Origin of the sequence: Brevundimonas sp., assembly GCF_030656255.1 — a bacterium.
Taxonomy (GTDB): domain Bacteria; phylum Pseudomonadota; class Alphaproteobacteria; order Caulobacterales; family Caulobacteraceae; genus Brevundimonas.
The window spans coordinates 1-16,432 of the sequence record NZ_JAUSOE010000085.1 but is presented as its reverse complement, the minus strand read 5'-3'; the positions used below and the strand labels follow the sequence as shown (position 1 = coordinate 16,432).

14 protein-coding genes and 1 tRNA gene are annotated in these 16,432 nt (G+C 67.0%); 2 read left to right on the top strand and 13 right to left on the bottom strand.

The annotated features are described in order from the left end of the window. On the top strand, nt 1-2,917 hold a 2,917-nt coding region (locus Q7J26_RS09180), incomplete at its 5' end, for an error-prone DNA polymerase (RefSeq protein WP_304936156.1). A gap of 152 nt (nt 2,918-3,069) precedes the next feature. On the opposite strand, the gene Q7J26_RS09175 is transcribed toward Q7J26_RS09180, so the two are convergent. The 3 genes from Q7J26_RS09175 to Q7J26_RS09165 all read right to left on the bottom strand — a co-directional run bounded on the left by Q7J26_RS09175 (nt 3,070) and on the right by Q7J26_RS09165 (nt 7,901). Beyond that, nucleotides 3,070-4,290, bottom strand: a complete 1,221-nt coding sequence (locus Q7J26_RS09175) for a Ca2+-dependent phosphoinositide-specific phospholipase C (protein ID WP_304936155.1) — start codon at nt 4,288-4,290, stop codon at nt 3,070-3,072. Nucleotides 4,291-4,303: 13 nt separating this feature from the next. Continuing rightward, the gene (locus Q7J26_RS09170; RefSeq protein ID WP_304936154.1) at nt 4,304-6,604 is read right to left on the bottom strand and encodes a TonB-dependent receptor; all 2,301 of its coding nucleotides are present in this window, start codon (nt 6,602-6,604) and stop codon (nt 4,304-4,306) included. A gap of 118 nt (nt 6,605-6,722) precedes the next feature. Further along, the gene (locus tag Q7J26_RS09165; protein WP_304936153.1) at nt 6,723-7,901 is read right to left on the bottom strand and encodes a TetR/AcrR family transcriptional regulator; all 1,179 of its coding nucleotides are present in this window, start codon (nt 7,899-7,901) and stop codon (nt 6,723-6,725) included. A gap of 104 nt (nt 7,902-8,005) precedes the next feature. Between Q7J26_RS09165 and Q7J26_RS09160 the strand changes: the two genes are divergently transcribed. Next, complete coding sequence (locus Q7J26_RS09160) at nt 8,006-9,262, top strand: MFS transporter (protein WP_304936152.1); 1,257 nt, start codon at nt 8,006-8,008, stop codon at nt 9,260-9,262. Nucleotides 9,263-10,112: 850 nt separating this feature from the next. Here Q7J26_RS09160 and Q7J26_RS09155 read toward each other — a convergent pair. The 10 genes from Q7J26_RS09155 to Q7J26_RS09110 form a co-directional block, all read right to left on the bottom strand. Further along, a tRNA-Arg gene (locus tag Q7J26_RS09155) sits at nt 10,113-10,189 on the bottom strand. Nucleotides 10,190-10,407: 218 nt separating this feature from the next. Beyond that, nucleotides 10,408-10,878, bottom strand: a complete 471-nt coding sequence (locus Q7J26_RS09150; protein ID WP_304936151.1) for a hypothetical protein — start codon at nt 10,876-10,878, stop codon at nt 10,408-10,410. Next, nucleotides 10,875-11,468 (bottom strand): response regulator, encoded by a 594-nt coding sequence (locus Q7J26_RS09145; protein ID WP_304936150.1) that lies wholly within the window; start codon nt 11,466-11,468, stop codon nt 10,875-10,877. Before Q7J26_RS09145 ends, Q7J26_RS09150 begins: the two co-directional genes overlap by 4 nt. A gap of 4 nt (nt 11,469-11,472) precedes the next feature. Further along, entirely contained in the window at nt 11,473-11,814 is a 342-nt protein-coding gene (locus Q7J26_RS09140; RefSeq protein ID WP_304936149.1) for a hypothetical protein, read from the bottom strand. After that, nucleotides 11,814-12,359 carry a chemotaxis protein CheD gene (locus Q7J26_RS09135; protein ID WP_183196265.1) on the bottom strand — a complete coding sequence of 182 codons (546 nt, stop codon included), beginning with the start codon at nt 12,357-12,359 and terminating at the stop codon, nt 11,814-11,816. The genes Q7J26_RS09140 and Q7J26_RS09135 overlap by 1 nt, the downstream gene beginning before the upstream one ends. Beyond that, nucleotides 12,356-12,745, bottom strand: a complete 390-nt coding sequence (locus Q7J26_RS09130) for a response regulator (RefSeq protein ID WP_008262387.1) — start codon at nt 12,743-12,745, stop codon at nt 12,356-12,358. Before Q7J26_RS09130 ends, Q7J26_RS09135 begins: the two co-directional genes overlap by 4 nt. A 17-nt stretch (nt 12,746-12,762) precedes the next feature. Continuing rightward, nucleotides 12,763-13,803 carry a chemotaxis response regulator protein-glutamate methylesterase gene (locus Q7J26_RS09125; RefSeq protein ID WP_304936148.1) on the bottom strand — a complete coding sequence of 347 codons (1,041 nt, stop codon included), beginning with the start codon at nt 13,801-13,803 and terminating at the stop codon, nt 12,763-12,765. After that, a complete protein-coding gene (locus tag Q7J26_RS09120) occupies nt 13,803-14,663 on the bottom strand; it encodes a protein-glutamate O-methyltransferase CheR (protein ID WP_304936147.1) in 861 nt (286 codons plus the stop codon). Before Q7J26_RS09120 ends, Q7J26_RS09125 begins: the two co-directional genes overlap by 1 nt. After that, nucleotides 14,660-15,115 (bottom strand): chemotaxis protein CheW, encoded by a 456-nt coding sequence (locus Q7J26_RS09115; RefSeq protein ID WP_304936146.1) that lies wholly within the window; start codon nt 15,113-15,115, stop codon nt 14,660-14,662. The genes Q7J26_RS09120 and Q7J26_RS09115 overlap by 4 nt, the downstream gene beginning before the upstream one ends. A 2-nt stretch (nt 15,116-15,117) precedes the next feature. Further along, nucleotides 15,118-16,432: chemotaxis protein CheA (locus Q7J26_RS09110; RefSeq protein ID WP_304936145.1), on the bottom strand; the 1,315-nt coding region annotated here is incomplete at its 5' end.

Genomic DNA, 16,432 nt, shown 5'->3' with positions numbered 1-16,432 from the left:
GCAGTGCGAGATCGGATTGCGCGACCTGCTGGCCGCACCCGAGGATCTACTGTTGATCCTCATGCCCGGCGCCCGCCTGAACGGTCTCGACCAGACCCTGGCCCGCCTGGCCGATGCAGCGGCCGGCGCGGTCTGGCTCGGCGCGGTCATGGGGCGGAACGGCCACGACCGGCGCAGACTGGCGCGGCTGAAATGGCTCGCGGACCAGAGCGGCGCACCGCTTCTGGCGCTCAACGACGTGCTCTATCACGACCCTGTTCAGCGCGACCTGCAGGACGTGCTGACCTGTATTCGCGAAGGCGTGACTATCGAGGACGCGGGACGACGCCTGAACGCCAATGCGGAACCCTGGCTGAAGCCGGCCGCCGAGATGGCGCGACTGTTCCGCGATGCCCCCGAAGCGATCACACAGACGCAGGACGTCCTGGCCCGCATCGGGTTCGACCTCGGGCAGATCAGCTATCAGTATCCTGAAGAGCCGGTTCCGCCGGGGTGGGAGGCCCAGGCCTGGCTGGAAGCCCTGACCTGGCGCCATGCCGAGATGCGCTATCCCGACGGCCTGCCCGACAAGGTGAGAGCCCTGCTGGGCAAGGAACTGGCCTTCATCGCCAGGGCGAAATACGCGCCCTATTTCCTGACCATCTACGACATCGTGCGCGTGGCGCGCGACCTGAACATCCTGTGCCAGGGCCGCGGGTCGGCCGCCAATTCCGCCGTCTGCTACGTGCTGGGCATCACGGCGGTGGATCCGGCCGAATCCGACCTTCTGTTCGAACGCTTTCTGTCCTCCAACCGAGGCGAACCGCCCGACATCGATGTCGACTTCGAGCACGAGCGGAGAGAGGAGGTCATCCAGCACATCTACACGCGCTATGGCCGCGAACGCGCCGGCATCGCCGCCACCGTCATCCGCTACCGCCCCAAGAGCGCGATCCGCGACGTGGGCAAGGCCCTGGGCCTAACCGAGGACGTCACCGCCCGTCTGGCCTCCAGCCAGTGGGGCAGTTGGGGCAGCGAGATCGGCGACCGCCATGTCGAACAGGCCGGGCTGGACCCAACCAATCCGATGATCCGGCGCGCTGTGGCGATGGCGACGCGGCTGCTGGGTTTTCCCCGCCACCTGTCCCAGCACGTCGGCGGCTTCGTCCTGACCCAGGACCGGCTGGACGAACTGGTCCCCATCGGCAACGCCGCCATGGCCGACCGCACCTTCATCGAGTGGGACAAGGACGACATCGACGAACTACGCCTGATGAAGGTCGATGTGCTGGCGCTCGGCATGCTGACCTGCATCCGCAAGGCCTTCGACCTGATCCGCACCCATTCGGAGGAGGACTGGGCGCTGCATACCATCCCGGCCGATGACGCCGGCGTTTACGACATGCTGTGCCAGGGCGACTCCATCGGCGTCTTCCAGGTCGAGAGCCGCGCCCAGATCAATATGCTGCCCCGGCTGAAGCCGCGCAAACTCTACGACCTGGTGATTCAGGTGGCGATCGTCCGGCCCGGCCCGATCCAGGGCGACATGGTCCATCCCTATCTGCGACGCCGCAACGGGCTGGAGCTGCCGGACTATTCCAAGCCGGGGCCGAAATACCCGGCGGACGAGTTGAAACAGGTTCTGGAAAAGACCCTGGGCGTGCCGCTGTTTCAGGAACAGGCGATGAAGGTGGCCATGGTCGCCGCCGAATTCACCGAGAAAGAGGCCAACGGCCTGCGCAAGGCCATGGGCACCTTCCGGGGCGACGGCACCCTGCACACCTACGAAGACCGGATGGTCGGCCGGATGATCGAGCGCGGCTATGATCCGACCTTCGCCCGGCGCTGCTTCGACCAGATCAAGGGGTTCGGCTCCTACGGCTTTCCGGAAAGCCACGCCGCCTCCTTCGCCCAGCTGGTCTATGTCTCATCGTGGATCAAACACCACTATCCGGCGGCCTTCGCCTGCGCCCTGCTGAACAGCCAGCCGATGGGCTTCTACGCCCCGGCCCAGATCGTGCGGGGCGCCCAGGAGCATGGGGTCGAGGTGCGCCCGGTCGATGTCTCCTACAGTGATTGGGACAACAGCCTGGAAGGCCCGAAAGGCGCATCGGCGCTGCGGCTCGGTCTGCGTCAGATCGACGGATTCCGCGAGGATTGGGCGCGGGCGCTGGTCGCCGCTCGCGCCGCCGCCCGCCCAGGCGACGTCGAGACCCTGGCCCGCCGCGCCGCCCTGCCCGCCGGCGCCATGCGCAACTTGGCGGACGCCGACGCCTTCCGCTCGCTGGGCCTGGATCGACGCGAAGCCCTGTGGGCCGTACGCCGTCTGCCCGACGATGCGCCCCTGCCATTGTTCGCCGCCGCCGATGCCCGCGAACTGGGCGCCGAACCCGACGCCAGACTGCCGACCATGCCGCTGGGCGAGCATGTCGCCGCCGACTATCAGACCCTGCGCCTGTCCCTGAAGGCGCATCCGATGAGCATCCTGCGCCCCCTGTTCGACGCCGAGCGGATGCTGACCTGCGCCCGGACCGAGGCGAAACGCGGCGGCGCGCTGGTGCGGGTCGCCGGTGTGGTTCTGGTCCGTCAGCGTCCCGGCAAGGGCAACGCCATCTTCGTCACCCTCGAGGATGAGACCGGCATCATCAACGTCGTCCTGTGGGCGCGGATGTTCGAACAGTTCCGCCGCGAGGTCATGGCCGCCCGGCTGATGGAGGTCGAAGGCGTCGTGGAGAAGAGCCCCGAGGGCGTGGTCCACCTGGTCGCACGCCGCGTCATCGACCGCTCCGACGAACTGTCACGCCTGTCCGAAGACCACGACACCTCGGTCCAACTGGCCCGCGCGGACATCGTCGCCAATCCCCAACCGCCCCGTCACGTCCCACATGGCCACCCCCGCGACGTCCGCATCCTGCCGGGCTCGCGGGATTTCCACTGAGCACGACCGAGATCGGCATGGAAACGGGCTTCGCCGAACGCCTCACAAATCGGCAAGTTTCGGCAGTCTTAGTGTGCCTTAAGCCCGTTGTGGATCGAGCGTTGAAAGAACAGTGAAAATCCCAGCCGCTCGGGTATTCGTCCCTCCCGTCGTCACTTTACGCCGTCGCACGCCCCCACCACCGGATTGCAGCGCCAACCGCCGGCGAACGGCGGGACTGCGTAGGTGTTGCCGAAGATGTTGGGGGCGGTCAGATAATCCGTAGAGATCACCTGGGCGCCGCTGGCCAGGGCCGCCTCGCGGCGGGCCGTGTCATTGTTCCGCGCCTCGACCGTGTCGATGTCGGCGCGGGTGCGGACGATATAGCCGGCTGCGACCGCCGCCTTGATTTCGGGCCCGCGCACCACAGCGTTGTCGAACATCATGAAGGCGGTATGGGCCATGCCGGGCCGGCCCTGGACGAAGGCCATACGGCCCTGCAGCGACGGCCGACCCTCCAGATAGGGCGCGAAGGCGTCCAGGTTCATGCCCGGAACGATGAACAGGAAGACGAACTTGCCCCGGGCCGCCGCCAGGCTGGGCCAACGCTGGGCCAGAACCGCCGACTCGAGCGTGGGCAGGTCGCCGCGCAGGTCGTCGGGCGTAAACACCTTGTCGCGCCCAAGGACCGATACGATGGCGTCGTCCACCTCGGCGAAGGCGGCGGCGTCGAAGGGCGGGACGACGGTCGCGCCCGGCGCGGCGCGATCCAGACCCGACAGCTTGGGCTCCAGCAGGATGAAGACCGGGCTGTGGCCGGGTTCCGAATCCGACCATTGCCGCAGCAGGGTCAGGCAGGACCGGAAGGTCGGACACTGGCTGCGGAAATCCAGGTCCGCGAGGTGGAAGACCTTCAGACCGGGTCGGGCCAGTTCCTGCTCATAGATCGGCGCGAGATCGGTCACGCCCTGCTCGCGCAGCAGCCGATAGGGCAGCGGATTGGAATAGGCGCCGCCCTGGGGATCCGGCTGGATGTCGAGCTCCAGACTACGCACGCCGCTGCGCAGTTGGGCCTCGATCGGCATCTGCACATAGTCCAGCACCTGGGCCATGTCGGTCATGTCGCCGGGATGCTCCTCGCGCATGGCCGCCTTCTGCTCGGGCGACATCTGGCCCCGGAAGGCGTCGAACAGCGCGCTCAAACGCGGCGCCATCAGCGCCATGACCCGCCGGTCGACGGGCACGGCGTAGCTGTTGTGCGTGCCGATGACCTGGATCGCATTGATCGGCAGGGATTCGTCCTGCCCACGGGGCGCCGGACGATCCTGAGCCACGGCCGCGCCCGCCCACACCAGTCCGGCCGCGGCGAGCGCGACGTTGACAATATTGCGCATGGTCATGGTCCGATCAGAAGGCGACGTTGACGAAGGCGCCCAAGGTCCGGCGCGCGTTCGGCGAGGTGTAGTGAAGCAGACCCAGCGCGCCGTAGTTCTGCCAGCCGGTCGAGAAATAGGTGTCGAACAGGTTGCGGCCATAGACGCCGAACTCGACGTCGCTGTTCGGCAGGGTGAAGGTCAGACGGCCGTTGACCAGGCCATATCCGGGCACATTGGAGTATTCGGGCTGTCCGACCACGGTCCAGTATTCGCTGCGATAGGCGTAGTCGACGTGGGCGCGCAGTCCCAGGCCGGAGCCCATCCGGCGCTCATAGTCGATCGCCGCCGTACCCGACCATTCGGGCGCGTTGGTCAGTTTGGAGCCGGTGTAGTTGGTCGTGGCGTTATAGACGTAGTCGGTGAAATAGGCGTCCGTATAGCTGAGCGCGCCGGACAGGGAGAGGTCAGGCGTGACCTTCACGGCGAGGTTGCCCTCGACCCCTTGGGTCCGAAGACCGCCCGCATTGCCGATGACGGTGGCGTTAAGGGTGCCGCCCGCGCCGTCCGGAATCTTGGTCAGGATCGTCGCCTGGAAATCGGTGAAGTCGGAGCGGAAGGCGTCCAGGTTCAGACGCACGCGGCGCTCGAACAGTTCGGACTTCACCCCGGCCTCCCAGGCCTCCACGGTCTCCTCACGATACGGGGCGTATTTGTTGCCGACGAAGGCGATGCCGCCCGGCTTGTAGCCGGTCGAATAGCTGGCGTAGGCCATCACATTGCGGGAGATCTGGAACTGGGGCGCGACCCGGTACGAGAAGTTCTCTCCCGTCACCTTGCCATAGGAGATGGCCGGCGCCGCGCTGGAGCCGACGAAGGTCGGCCGATAGCCGGTGATGGGGAACGGATCGATCGTGATGAAGTCGAGGCTCTGGGAGTTGCGGTCCGTGGTGTAGCGGCCGCCGATCGCCAGGCTGAGGCGCGGCGTGAAGTTGAACTTCACCTGACCGAAGCCGGCCAGGGTCTCGTTGCGGGCGTCGAACAGCGAGGCGTTGGCGTCCACCCCGATTGCGCCGGTCAGGGCGTACAGGGTCGCGCGCGGCGTGCCGTTGGCGTCATACAGGGGCTGGCCCAGGGTGGCCCATTGCAGCTGGGTCTGGCGCGCATGCAGATTGTTGTAGAAGGCGCCCATCAGATATTCGACGAAACGGCCGCTGGGCGAGGCCAGATGGATTTCCTGGCTGAACTTGTCGGTCGCCAGATCCCCGATGTTGAAGGGGATGTAGGAATACTGGTCCGCCGGCAGCAGGCTGGCCGGGGTCGAGTTGTAGTAGCCGGTCTCGCGGTAGGCGGTGATTGAGGTCAGCTCGAATTCGCCGAACTGCTTGTTGATCTTGACCGACCCGCCCCACTCCTCGGTCTTGATCTGGCCGAAGGAGGAATCGGCTGTGTCGGCGCTCTCGGGGCCGGGATAGACGCCCAGGGCGTTCAACATGGCCGTGACCGCCGCCGGCTGTCCCGACACGGGGGTGCGCACGCTGCTGTCCCAATGGCGAGCGTAGTCGCCCGAGAAGGTCAGGTTCAGGGTGTTGGACGGCTCGACATACAGTTTGGCGCGACCGCCGTATTCATGGACCGTGCCGACGCGACGGTTCAGCGTGACATTGCGACCGAAGCCTTCCTGGCCCTGATCGAAGGCGGAGATGCGCAGGGCCGCGATGGGCCCCAGGGGCAGGTTGACGGTCGCGTTCAGGATCCGGTCCTCATGCTCGCCAAAGCTCAGGCTGGCGCGGCCCGAGGTCTCGTCCAGCCGAGGCGTGTTGGTCGTCACGGCGATGACGCCCGAGGTGGCGTTCTTGCCGAACAAGGTGCCTTGCGGCCCCATCAGGACATCGACGCGGTCGATGTCGACCAGGCCGGTCAGGCCGTTGGCGCGCTGGCCGTCCATGACCACGTCGTCGACGACGACGCTGACGGACTTGGCGTTCGAAAAGTCGAACGAGGTGCTGCCCACGCCGCGGATCTGGAAGGCGGCGCCCTGGGTCGGATCATACTGAAGGCCGGGCACGACATATTGCAGGTCGGTGACCGAGGTGTAGCCGGTGTCGTCCAGAGCCTCGCCGGTGACCGATTGGATCGCGAGCGGCACCCGCTGACTGCGTTCCGTCCGGCGTTCGGCCGTGACCACGATCTCCGGCAGGGCGGCGCTGTCCTGTTCGGCCGAGACGGCGCGCCCGTCCTGGGCCAGCGCCGGACCGGCGGCGAGGACGAAGACACCCCCAGCTAGCATCGTCGAATAAAGGAAGCGCGTGCGCTTTCCGCTCAGCTTGGTCATGTCCGTCGCTCCCCGCGTTGAATGCGAGAGAGGCACTACAGCCGAAGCGTTACGGCTTTAAGACAGTCGTTCGAGCTTATAATGACTTATGTTAGATTCATTAAAACGTCTGTACGGCTCAAAAACTGCGGGCCACGAAGGTCGCCAGGGTCTCCGGCGGCTGACCGGTCGCCAGCAACCCGACGTGGCGGCCGATGGCGGCCACCACCACCGCCTGGGTCAGGGCCCGGTCGGCGCCGGGCGCAATCCCCAAGGCCCGCGCCACATCCTCGTGGACGTTCTCGGCGCGGCGGCGGCGCATATCGATGGCGAAGGGCGAAAAGGCGTCGTCTCTGGACGCGGCCAGGGCCGTCTCATGGGTCAGTCGTATGACCGCGCTGCCGCTGGGCGCCGCCCCGGCGGCCTGTTTCAGTTCCGCCCGCATGCGCCGATACAGGGCCTCCACTCCGCCGAAGACCAGGTCGCGCAGCGTCGGATAATGATGGGCCACGCTGGACACGGCCACGCCCGCTGCCTGAGCCACGCTGCGGTGGCCCACAGCGTCCACCCCATCCGAAATGATCAGGTCGGCGATATCCTCGGCCAGTCTGGCCCGCATCCCCTGGGGGGCGTGGTCGCCGGCGTCCAGGGCGGCGGCGGCCGGTTCGGCCAGACGATCAACCAGCCCCATATGCCAGACGCCCCACTCCGGCCGGGCCGGCGCCGTGCGGTCGCGCAGCAGGGCCCGGACCGTCGAATGCCGCAGAAGCCGATAATCTAGCATGTCGGCGAACAGGACCGAGAAGGGCTGCTCGTCCCGACAATAGGCGCTGATCAGATCGGACAGCCGCTCGCCGTGCGGCGATGCGTTCAGGATATCCCGCCACAGCGCCGCCTGTTCCGCCATCAGGGCGCCCGCCAGCGGAGCGGCGGCGATATCCCGGCTCGCCTTCAGGATCAGTTCCGCAGCGACGATCGCGGACACCCGGCGTTGACGCGCGCCCCCATCCAGCCATTCGCAGACCAGATCGGCCAGGACCCCGGCAGCCACGGGGTCGGTTCCCTCCATCCGGGCGCGCCAAACCTCGCGCTCGTTGCGGAGCAGATCGATCTCGCGCTGCGTCACCGCATCGACCAGGGCGGCGCGATCACCGATCCGATAGTTGATCGACCCGACCGAGGCGGCCGCCTGTTCGGCGACGATGCGCAGGCTCATCCCGCCCAGGCCGCGCTCGGCGATGACGGTTCGCGCCGCATCGATGATCGCCACACTGGCGGGCGAATTGCGGTCCGACGCGGAAAGCGGCTGGGTGTTCATCCGCCCTGCATATCCGCAATGCGCGGCTAGTCCAGTCGCGCGACGCAAGACGGCGCCGTTACGCCTGTCTCGGCCCTGTCACCGAAAGGCCGTAACGGCAGATCGTGCGCCCTGGACAACGACAGCTTCTGGCCTTCGGCGTCACCCATGGCGGCAAGAGCCTGCTGTGGGCCGGCAGCGACGCCCTGTTCCTGTACACCCTGATCGAGATTCTGGAGATTTCGCCGCCCTTGGCGGGCGGCCTGTTCATCCTGGCCTCCTTCAGCAACGCCCTGATGGACGGGCTGTGGGGCCGGGCGCTCAGCCGGACCCCGGCCTTGCAGGCGAGGACGCCCGTAGTCGGGGCGGGCGCGGCAGTTCTGGCCTGCGCCATGTTCGCCCTGCTGCCCTTGCTGGGGCCGGGCGCCGCCCTGGCCGCCGGACTGGTGCTGCTGGCGTTTCGCTGCGCCTTCTCCCTGCTGGACGTGCCGCATAATGCGGTCGCCGCCGTCCTGGCCGGAACGCACGGCCATCTCGCGGTGGCCCGATGGCGGACGGCCATCGGCGCCGGCGCCGCCCTGGTCGTGGCCGCGACCGCCATTCCCCTGCTGATGGCCAATGCGGCGGGAACAGGGACCGCGAAATGGCTGCTGGTCGCCCTCGGCGGCGGCGCCCTGGTGATGCTGGCCCCCCTGCCCTGGCTGCTGGCGACCGTCCCGCGCGAGGCGATGCGGTCGGCGGCGCCCGCCCGGCCCGGAACCGACGCGGCGCGACGCTGGGACCTGCTTCGGTTCTGCCTGGTCCAGATGGTTGGATTCGCCGCCCTCGCCTCGGTCGGCAAGGCGATCCTTCATCTCGACATCGCCGGCACGGGGGTGATGGCCAACGCCCTGCTGCTGATCGCGGCGCTGCGCCTGGCGTCGATCTGGATATGGCCGCCCCTCACCGCGCGCCTGCCGCTCTCGACCAGCCTGTCCGTCGCCTATCTGGCGACGGGGGCCGCGGTTCTTCTGTTGCCGGTCAGCATCGGCCACGGCGACATCGCCGCCCTGGCCGTGCTGGGCGCCTATGGCGTCGCCGTGGGCGGGGTGATCCTGATGGTCTGGTCGCGCTTTTCCGAACTTCTGGCCCAGCTCGATCTCGCCGCCGACCGAGGCGCGGCGGCCTATGGCTACAGCCTGTTCACCGCCGCCACCAAGATCGGCCTGGGTCTCTCCGGCCTGATGACGGGCCTATGGATCGCCGACCACGCCCCCCCGCTGGACGCCTCCGACCTGTCGAACCTGGCCCTGATCGTCGCGACCCTCTGCGCAATCTGCGCCGCCCTGGGATGGCGGGGACGCTCCAGCAGGCGCGCCGCCATGCTGACGCTGCGGACATGATGCCGTTGCGGCCGGAAAAGCGCCTTGACCCAAGTTTTCGTTGAATGCCGCGTTAGGCGCAAACGCCCCCTCTAGCCCTCTTCCCGGCGTCCGATCACAAACATCTCCGGCCTATCCATTTCTAACCGCCATCGCACTGTGGCGGCTGGAGAGTAGAGACGCTCGAGAACCACAGCGTGCCAGATCCGATCACACCCTGTCGGTGGGTCTGATCCCCTTCGCATATTATAGGCGAAGTGCTTCAGCAGGCCGTTTATCAACCCGTGAACGCCATGAGACCAAGCGATGAGAGTATCATGTGGCGAAATCCCCGCCATTCGACGGATCGAACGCGGTCCCTGGAGCCAGTTGGCCTCTGCACTGCGGAGGATAAAGCCGGGTAAGGTCTCACCTTGCTGAGGCTGTAGGGGGAACAGCAAGCTCTTCCCCTCAGCTGGGCCTTCGAAGTTGAAGGCGACGGCGCCATCAACCATCCAAACACTCCTTCAGAGGGTTGTGGTCGACGAACTTATTCTCGATGGCCCACGTCTCTGTAGCCCATGCCAAATCGACGGGTTCGAGCTTATGAGAACACCACGCACAATATAGGCGAAGGTACGTGGCAAGAGCGGAGTGTCTTCCACTCGCTAGCTCGCGCCTCGGGAACCTGATGCCTTGCCCGGCTACGGGAGCCGTTTGTGCGCAACGGACTGAAGCGTACGGTAGGCTCGAGGTCGATGCGAATGTCGAATTTCCACGCTGTTACCAATGTCAGCAACTGGCGCATTCCCGTCACTCAGACCAGCCGAGATCTGAGCAGGTCTTAGCCGTTTTTGAGCAGGTGCTAGGTGTTTTCGACAGACAAAAACGGTGGCGACCCCGGGAGGACTCCAACCTCCGACCTCGGCTTTAGGAAAGCCTTGCTCTATGCGGCTGAGCTACGGGGCCACGCGGGATGACCTAGCGGTTCGTCGGGCGGGGGGAAAGATGGGGCGGGGGTCGATGTGCGATTTCCGTTCTGGACGGGGGCCTCGCCGCAACAATCTGTTTGTGGTTAATAGATCTTAAGATACAATATCTTGCGGTGAACAAATCACGAATCAAGGCGTGTGTCTGATTCGGTCCTGATTCGTTTCGTCCCTGTTCCGGATTCGGGATTGGAGGCGTTAACCGGGGCGCACGGCCTGTTCGGCCACGGCGCGCAGGCCCGCCAGCATCTGATCCACGGCCTCGCCGCCCTGGCAGTCGTTGGCCAGGATCAGGCTCAGGGCGCGGGCATGGACCTGAACCTCGGGCCAGGACCAGGCGTCGGCGGCGGCCATGCGGTGCGCCGCGTCGCACAGGCTGTAGGCCGCCGCGTAGAAGGGCGGGATCTCCATGAAGCCGGACATGTCCACCAGGGCTGAGGCCAGGGCGTAGACTTCGCCGTCGGCGTCGGCTGGGCGGTCGGCGCACAGCCGGTTCAGGGCGTCGACCTTGTCCTGAAGCACGACCAGGGTTCGGCCCCGTTCTTCCTCCAGCCCCTGTTCCGCGCGCGCGACGGCGTCGGCGATGGGCACGCCGCCGGCGCGCGCCATCTGGCGCTGAAGCGAGGTCTGAACCTTGCGGACATGGGGTGCGGTCACGGGTGCGGTCACAGGGCCACCTTCATCGGCTTCAACAGCATGTCGATATCGTCCTGATCCATATTGGCCTCGACGGCCTCGCCCAGTTCGCCCGACAGATCGGTCTGGCGACGGCCTTCCTCTCCGGGCGGAGGACCATAGTTGCGGACGCGGCGATCGGGTCCGACATAGTTTTCCGCGTCCACGAACTGGCGCGTCTCGCCGCCCAGCCAGATGATCCGTTTCAGCAGGACCGCCGGGGTCAGGGGTTTGGCGACGATGAAGCTGGCGCCGCAGTCGCGGCCCTTGGCGACCAGGGCGCGGGCGGCGTGCCCCAGGATCATGATGACGGGGGTGAAGCGGATCGGCTCGGACGCCTCTCGCCTGAGCCAGCGGACGAAATCATAGCCGTCCATCTCGGGCATGGCGCAGTCGATCAGGATCAGATCGACGGACCGGCGCTGCACCAGCTCCACCGCATCCTTGGCCGAATGGCATTTCAGTTGTTCGCGAACCCCGAACCCCTGGACGATCGAGCTGAGCAGATCGAGCGAGGTCGGTTGATCATCGACGAGCAGAACCGTCGAATGCGCCAGATTGATCTTGTCCGGCGTCTTGGACATGGCGTCAGAACAGCATGAGGTCGCCCGAATCGGCAGCCTCGGTCGTCTTGACGCCGGCGGCGGGGCGCAAGCGCACCGCCATGTCGGCCAGGGAAATCCGGCTGACGGATTCCGCCGGGGTCGCGCCGTCGCCCAGCATTCGCAGCACGCCCGACAGGGCTTCCAGCCTCTGGGTCAGGGCGTCCAGGGCCTGGGCCTCGGTCAGGGCTTCGACCCGGTCTTCCACCGGCGCGCGCCGCACCAGACGGCTGACCAGGGCCTCGACGTGATCGATCCCCTCGCGCACACGCATCAGCTCGTCGGCGACGGCGACCAGAAGCAGGGCGTGTTCGGGAGGGGCGTGCATCAGAAGAGCTCCAGGGCGCCCGTATCGACGGGGGGCCGAACGACGGGGACGGGCTTGGGCGCGACGGTGTCGGTCACGGCGCGTTGCATGGCCTTGCCGGTCACCGGCCAGTAATGCAGGCGGCGTCCGCCGTCCCCGCGCAGGCTGCCGCCCACCACGGGGATGCCTTCGTCGCGCAGGAATTTCTCGGCGAAGTCGGCGTTGGAACGACCGACGTCACGCAGACTGTCGAACATCCGCCCGCCGCCGAACAGCTTGGCCTCCAGACGCTCGCGGCGCCCGCCGGCTTTCAGCAAGTCGTTGATCAGCAGCTCCATCGCATAGGCGCCGTAGCGGCGCCCCGCGTCGGTTCCCGCGCCGGAGCCCTCCGGCAGCAGGAAGTGGTTCATGCCGCCGATCCCGGCGACCGGATCGCGCAGGCACATGGCCACGCAAGAGCCCAGAATAGTGCTGAGAACCACGTCCGGGTCGGAGGTGATATGATGCTCGCCCTGCCCGACGTGCAGCCGCTTTTCCTTGCTTTCTTTCAGGGCGGAGAAGCTCATGTCAGTGGACCGAAGACGGCTTCCAGCTTGCCCTTCAGTTGTGCGACCGTGAAGGGCTTGACCAGATAGTTGTTGACGCCGAACTGCACCGCCCGCTGCACCAGTTCGCGGTCGGCGCGGCCGGTCAGCATGATGAAGGCGGTCTTGGACGTCGGCGGGTGGGCGCGCACGGCGCGCAGCAGGCCCAGGCCGTCCAGGTTCGGCATGTTGTAGTCCGAGATGATCAGGTGCGCGGGCTTGGAGATGATGTCGCGCAGGGCGATTTCACCGTCGGCGGCTTCGCGGATCTCGCGCACGCCCAGTTGTTGCAGACTGGTGCGAACCAGCGAGCGCATCGTCATCTGATCATCAACGACCAGGCAGTGGAGAGAGGCGGCGGCGGGCATGATGGCGCTCCCGGGGGTCAGGCGATCGACCGTGCGCCAGAGTCGGCGCACAGTTCTAGAATAGCGGGGGACAGGCGGTGGAGCGGCAGCTGCCGTTCCACGGCGCCCAGTTCGAAGGCGGCTTTGGGCATGCCATAGACGACCGAGGTCGATTCGTCCTGGCCCAGGGTGCGCCCGCCGGCGTCGCGAATGGCCTTCAGACCCTTGGCGCCGTCCTTGCCCATGCCGGTCAGGATCACGCCGGTCATCGGCCGCTTCAGGCGGACCAGGGATTCGAACATGACATCGACGGACGGACGGTGGCCGTTGACGGGGTCGCTCTGCACCAGACGGCAGCGGGGCGTCATGCCGGGCGTCAGCTCCAGGTGAGCCGCGCCGCCCGGCGCCAGATAGATGTGGCCGGCCTTCAGCTGCGCGCCCTCATAGGCTTCGGTCACGGTCGGGGCGCAGACGCGATCCAGACGGGCGGCGAAGCTGGCGGTGAAGGTCGCCGGCATGTGCTGGGTGATGATGGTCGCCGGGCAGTTGGCCGGGAAGCCGCTCAGAACGGTCAGAAGGGCTTCGACCCCGCCGGTCGAGGAGCCGATGGCCAGGATATGGCTGGCGGCCGGGCGATAGGTGCTGGGAGCCATCGCCGCCGCCGGCATGTCGGCGCGGGCCCGAACCCGCGAACGGGCCGCCATCTTCACCTTGCCGATCAGCTCGTAAAAGGCCTCGGCGCTGGCGACGGCCGGCTTGGCCACCGCGTCCACCGCGCCGATTTCCAGCGCCGCCAGGGTCACGTCCGTGCCCGCCGCCGTCAGGGTCGAGACCATGACCACCGGCATAGGCCGCAGCCGCATGATCTTCTCGAGGAACTCCAGCCCGTTCATGTTGGGCATTTCGACATCCAGGGTCAGGACGTCGGGGTTCAGCTCCTTGATGGCGGCGCGGGCCTCGATCGGATCGGCGGCCGTGCCGACGACCTCGATTTCCGGATCCGACTTCAGGGCGGCCGAGATCAGGCCGCGCATCGTCAGGCTGTCGTCCACCACCAGGACCTTGATCTTGGCGCTCATCATGCGGCTCCCAGGCGGTAGGTGGTCAGACCGGCGGTCTGCAGCAGGCTGGCGGCCGGGCCGGCCACGCGTTCGGAATGGCCGATGTAGAGGGTGCCGCCGGGCTGCATCAGCGGCACGAACCGGCTCCAGACACGCTCCTGGGTGGGATCGTCGAAATAGATCACCACGTTGCGGCAGAAGATGACGTCGAACTTGCCCTTCATCGGCCAGTCGCCGATCAGGTTCAGTTCCTTGAAGGACACCAGACGCTTCAGCTGCGGTCCGGCGACCCAGTTGCCGCGGTCGGCGCGGTTGAAATACTTGCGCCACAGGGTGACCGGCGCCGGTTCCAGCGCCTCTTCGGAATAGGTCCCGTCGTGACCCTGGGCGACCATATTGGGGTCGATGTCGGTGGCCAGGATGCGCACGTCCAGGTCCGCCGCCTCGGGCAGGACCGACAGGATCGTCAGGGCCATCGAATAGGGCTCCTGCCCGTTCGAACAGGCCGCCGACCACAGCCGCACCCGGCCGCCGGCGCGGGCGCGCTCGACCAGTTTGGGCAGGACGCGATCACGCAGATCGTCGAAATGGTGGGGCTCGCGATAGAAGCGGGTGACATTGGTCGTCAGGGCCGCCGTCATCTTCTGACGCTCATCGACCCCGTTCACGCCCTCGACCAGGGCGCAATAGTCACGGAAGCTCGACAGCCCTAGGGTCCGCAGCCGTTTGGCCAGGCGCGAATAGACCAGGGCGGCCTTGCCCTCGTTCAGGGCGATGCCCGCGTGGGCATGCAGCATTTCGGCGATCTGACGGAAATCCTCGGCGGTGAAGACGAATTCGCCCTCGACGATGGATCCCCGTCCTGGGGCGGGATTCATGCGGCTTCAGCCTCGATATGGGGCAGGATGTGATCCAGTTCGATCAGGCTGATCATGCGCCCGTCGATCGAGAATATCCCCTTCACGAAGGTCTTGACCTGGTCGCTGGCGACGTCCGGCGTCGGCTGGACCGAGGCCTCGTTCATTTCCAGGATGTCCGACACGGCGTCGACCAGCAGCCCCACCATCCGGCCGCCGATATGGGCGACCATGATGACGTGACGGGCCGTGGGCTCGGCCGTCTCCAGACCGAAGCGCGCGCCCAGGTCGATGATCGGCAGGACGGTGCCGCGCAGGTTGATGACGCCCTTCATATAGCCGGGCGAGCGGGGCAGCGGCGTCGCCGGGGTCCAGCCGCGGATTTCACGCACCGACATGATGTCGACGCAGAATTCCTGACGGCCGATGCGGAAGGCGATGAGTTCGCGCTGGGAGTCGTTGGCTTCGGTCATGGTCAGCTCGCAAGCTTGAAATCAGGGCGGGAAGATCGGCGGCGCATGTCGGTGACCAGGACGTCCACGTCGAGGATCAGGGCCACGCGACCGTCGCCCAGGATGGTGGCGGCGGCGATGCCCTCCACCTGCTGGTAGTTGGTCTCGAGGCTCTTGATCACGACCTGGCGCTGGCCCTGGATGGCGTCGAACAGCAGGGCCGCCTGTTGGCCGCCCTCGGTTTCGACCACCACGGCGACGCCTTCGGACGGCACCACCGGGGTGTCGCGGAAGCCCATGGTCATGGCCACGTCGATCAGGGGCAGGAAGCGGTCGCGGAAGCGGATCACCGGATCAACCCCGCCGACATAGTGCAGGTCGGCTTCCTGCGGCGTCAGGCTTTCGACAATGGCCGGCAGCGGCGCGATCAGAATCTGGTCGGCGGCCGACACGACCATGCCGTCCAGCACCGCCAGGGTCAGCGGCAGGCTGAGGGTGAAGGTCGAGCCCTTGCCCGGGATCGAGCTGATCGAGATCCGACCGCCCAGGGCCTGGATCGAGCGCTTGACCACGTCCATGCCGACGCCGCGCCCCGAGATGTCGGACACCACGGCGGCGGTGGAGAAGCCCGGCAGGAAGATCAGATTGTCGATCTGCTCGTCGGTCAGGGCGGCGTCCGGCGCGACCAACCCCTTGTCGATGGCGATCTTCTTGACCCGTTCGCGATTGATGCCGCGTCCGTCGTCGGAGATTTCGATGACGATCCGGCCCGACCGGTGCAGCGCGGCCAGGCGAACCGTGCCCTCGGCCGTCTTGCCGGCGGCGACGCGTTCGTCGGGCGTCTCCAGCCCGTGGTCGATGGCGTTGCGCAGCATGTGGGTGATCGGCTCGGCCAGGCGTTCGACCACGGTCTTGTCGACCTCGGTGTCCTCTCCGGCCGTGACCAGGCGAACCTGTTTGGAGACCATGTCGGCGACTTCGCGGACCAGGCGCGGCATGCGCTGGAACACCGACTTCACCGGCTGGGCGCGGATGGCCATGACGCTGTCCTGGATCTCGCGCGTCAGCAGCTCGAGGTCTTCCAGGCCCAGGGCGATGCCGGACGAGCGGGCCAGGCCGCTTTCCAGCACGCGTTGCGACAGCATGGCCTGCTGGATGACCAGTTCGCCGACCACGTTGATCAGGCGATCGACCCGATCCAGATCGACGCGAATGGTGACAGGGGCCGGCGCGACAGGCGCTGCGACCTGGGCAGGCGGAATCGGCGCGGCCGGCGCCGGGGCGGCGGCGACCGGTGCGGGCGCGGGCGCAGGAGCGGCGGGAGCAGGCTCAGGCGCC

What these genes read in the sequence shown, in the direction of transcription:
- Q7J26_RS09175 (WP_304936155.1), bottom strand. Translation starts at nt 4,290, where the DNA reads ATGCGCAATATTGTCAACGTCGCGCTCGCCGCGGCCGGACTGGTGTGG.
- Q7J26_RS09170 (WP_304936154.1), bottom strand. Translation starts at nt 6,604, where the DNA reads ATGACCAAGCTGAGCGGAAAGCGCACGCGCTTCCTTTATTCGACGATG.
- Q7J26_RS09165 (WP_304936153.1), bottom strand. Translation starts at nt 7,901, where the DNA reads ATGAACACCCAGCCGCTTTCCGCGTCGGACCGCAATTCGCCCGCCAGT.
- Q7J26_RS09145 (WP_304936150.1), bottom strand. Translation starts at nt 11,468, where the DNA reads ATGTCCAAGACGCCGGACAAGATCAATCTGGCGCATTCGACGGTTCTG.
- Q7J26_RS09140 (WP_304936149.1), bottom strand. Translation starts at nt 11,814, where the DNA reads ATGCACGCCCCTCCCGAACACGCCCTGCTTCTGGTCGCCGTCGCCGAC.
- Q7J26_RS09135 (WP_183196265.1), bottom strand. Translation starts at nt 12,359, where the DNA reads ATGAGCTTCTCCGCCCTGAAAGAAAGCAAGGAAAAGCGGCTGCACGTC.
- Q7J26_RS09130 (WP_008262387.1), bottom strand. Translation starts at nt 12,745, where the DNA reads ATGCCCGCCGCCGCCTCTCTCCACTGCCTGGTCGTTGATGATCAGATG.
- Q7J26_RS09125 (WP_304936148.1), bottom strand. Translation starts at nt 13,803, where the DNA reads ATGAGCGCCAAGATCAAGGTCCTGGTGGTGGACGACAGCCTGACGATG.
- Q7J26_RS09120 (WP_304936147.1), bottom strand. Translation starts at nt 14,663, where the DNA reads ATGAATCCCGCCCCAGGACGGGGATCCATCGTCGAGGGCGAATTCGTC.
- Q7J26_RS09115 (WP_304936146.1), bottom strand. Translation starts at nt 15,115, where the DNA reads ATGACCGAAGCCAACGACTCCCAGCGCGAACTCATCGCCTTCCGCATC.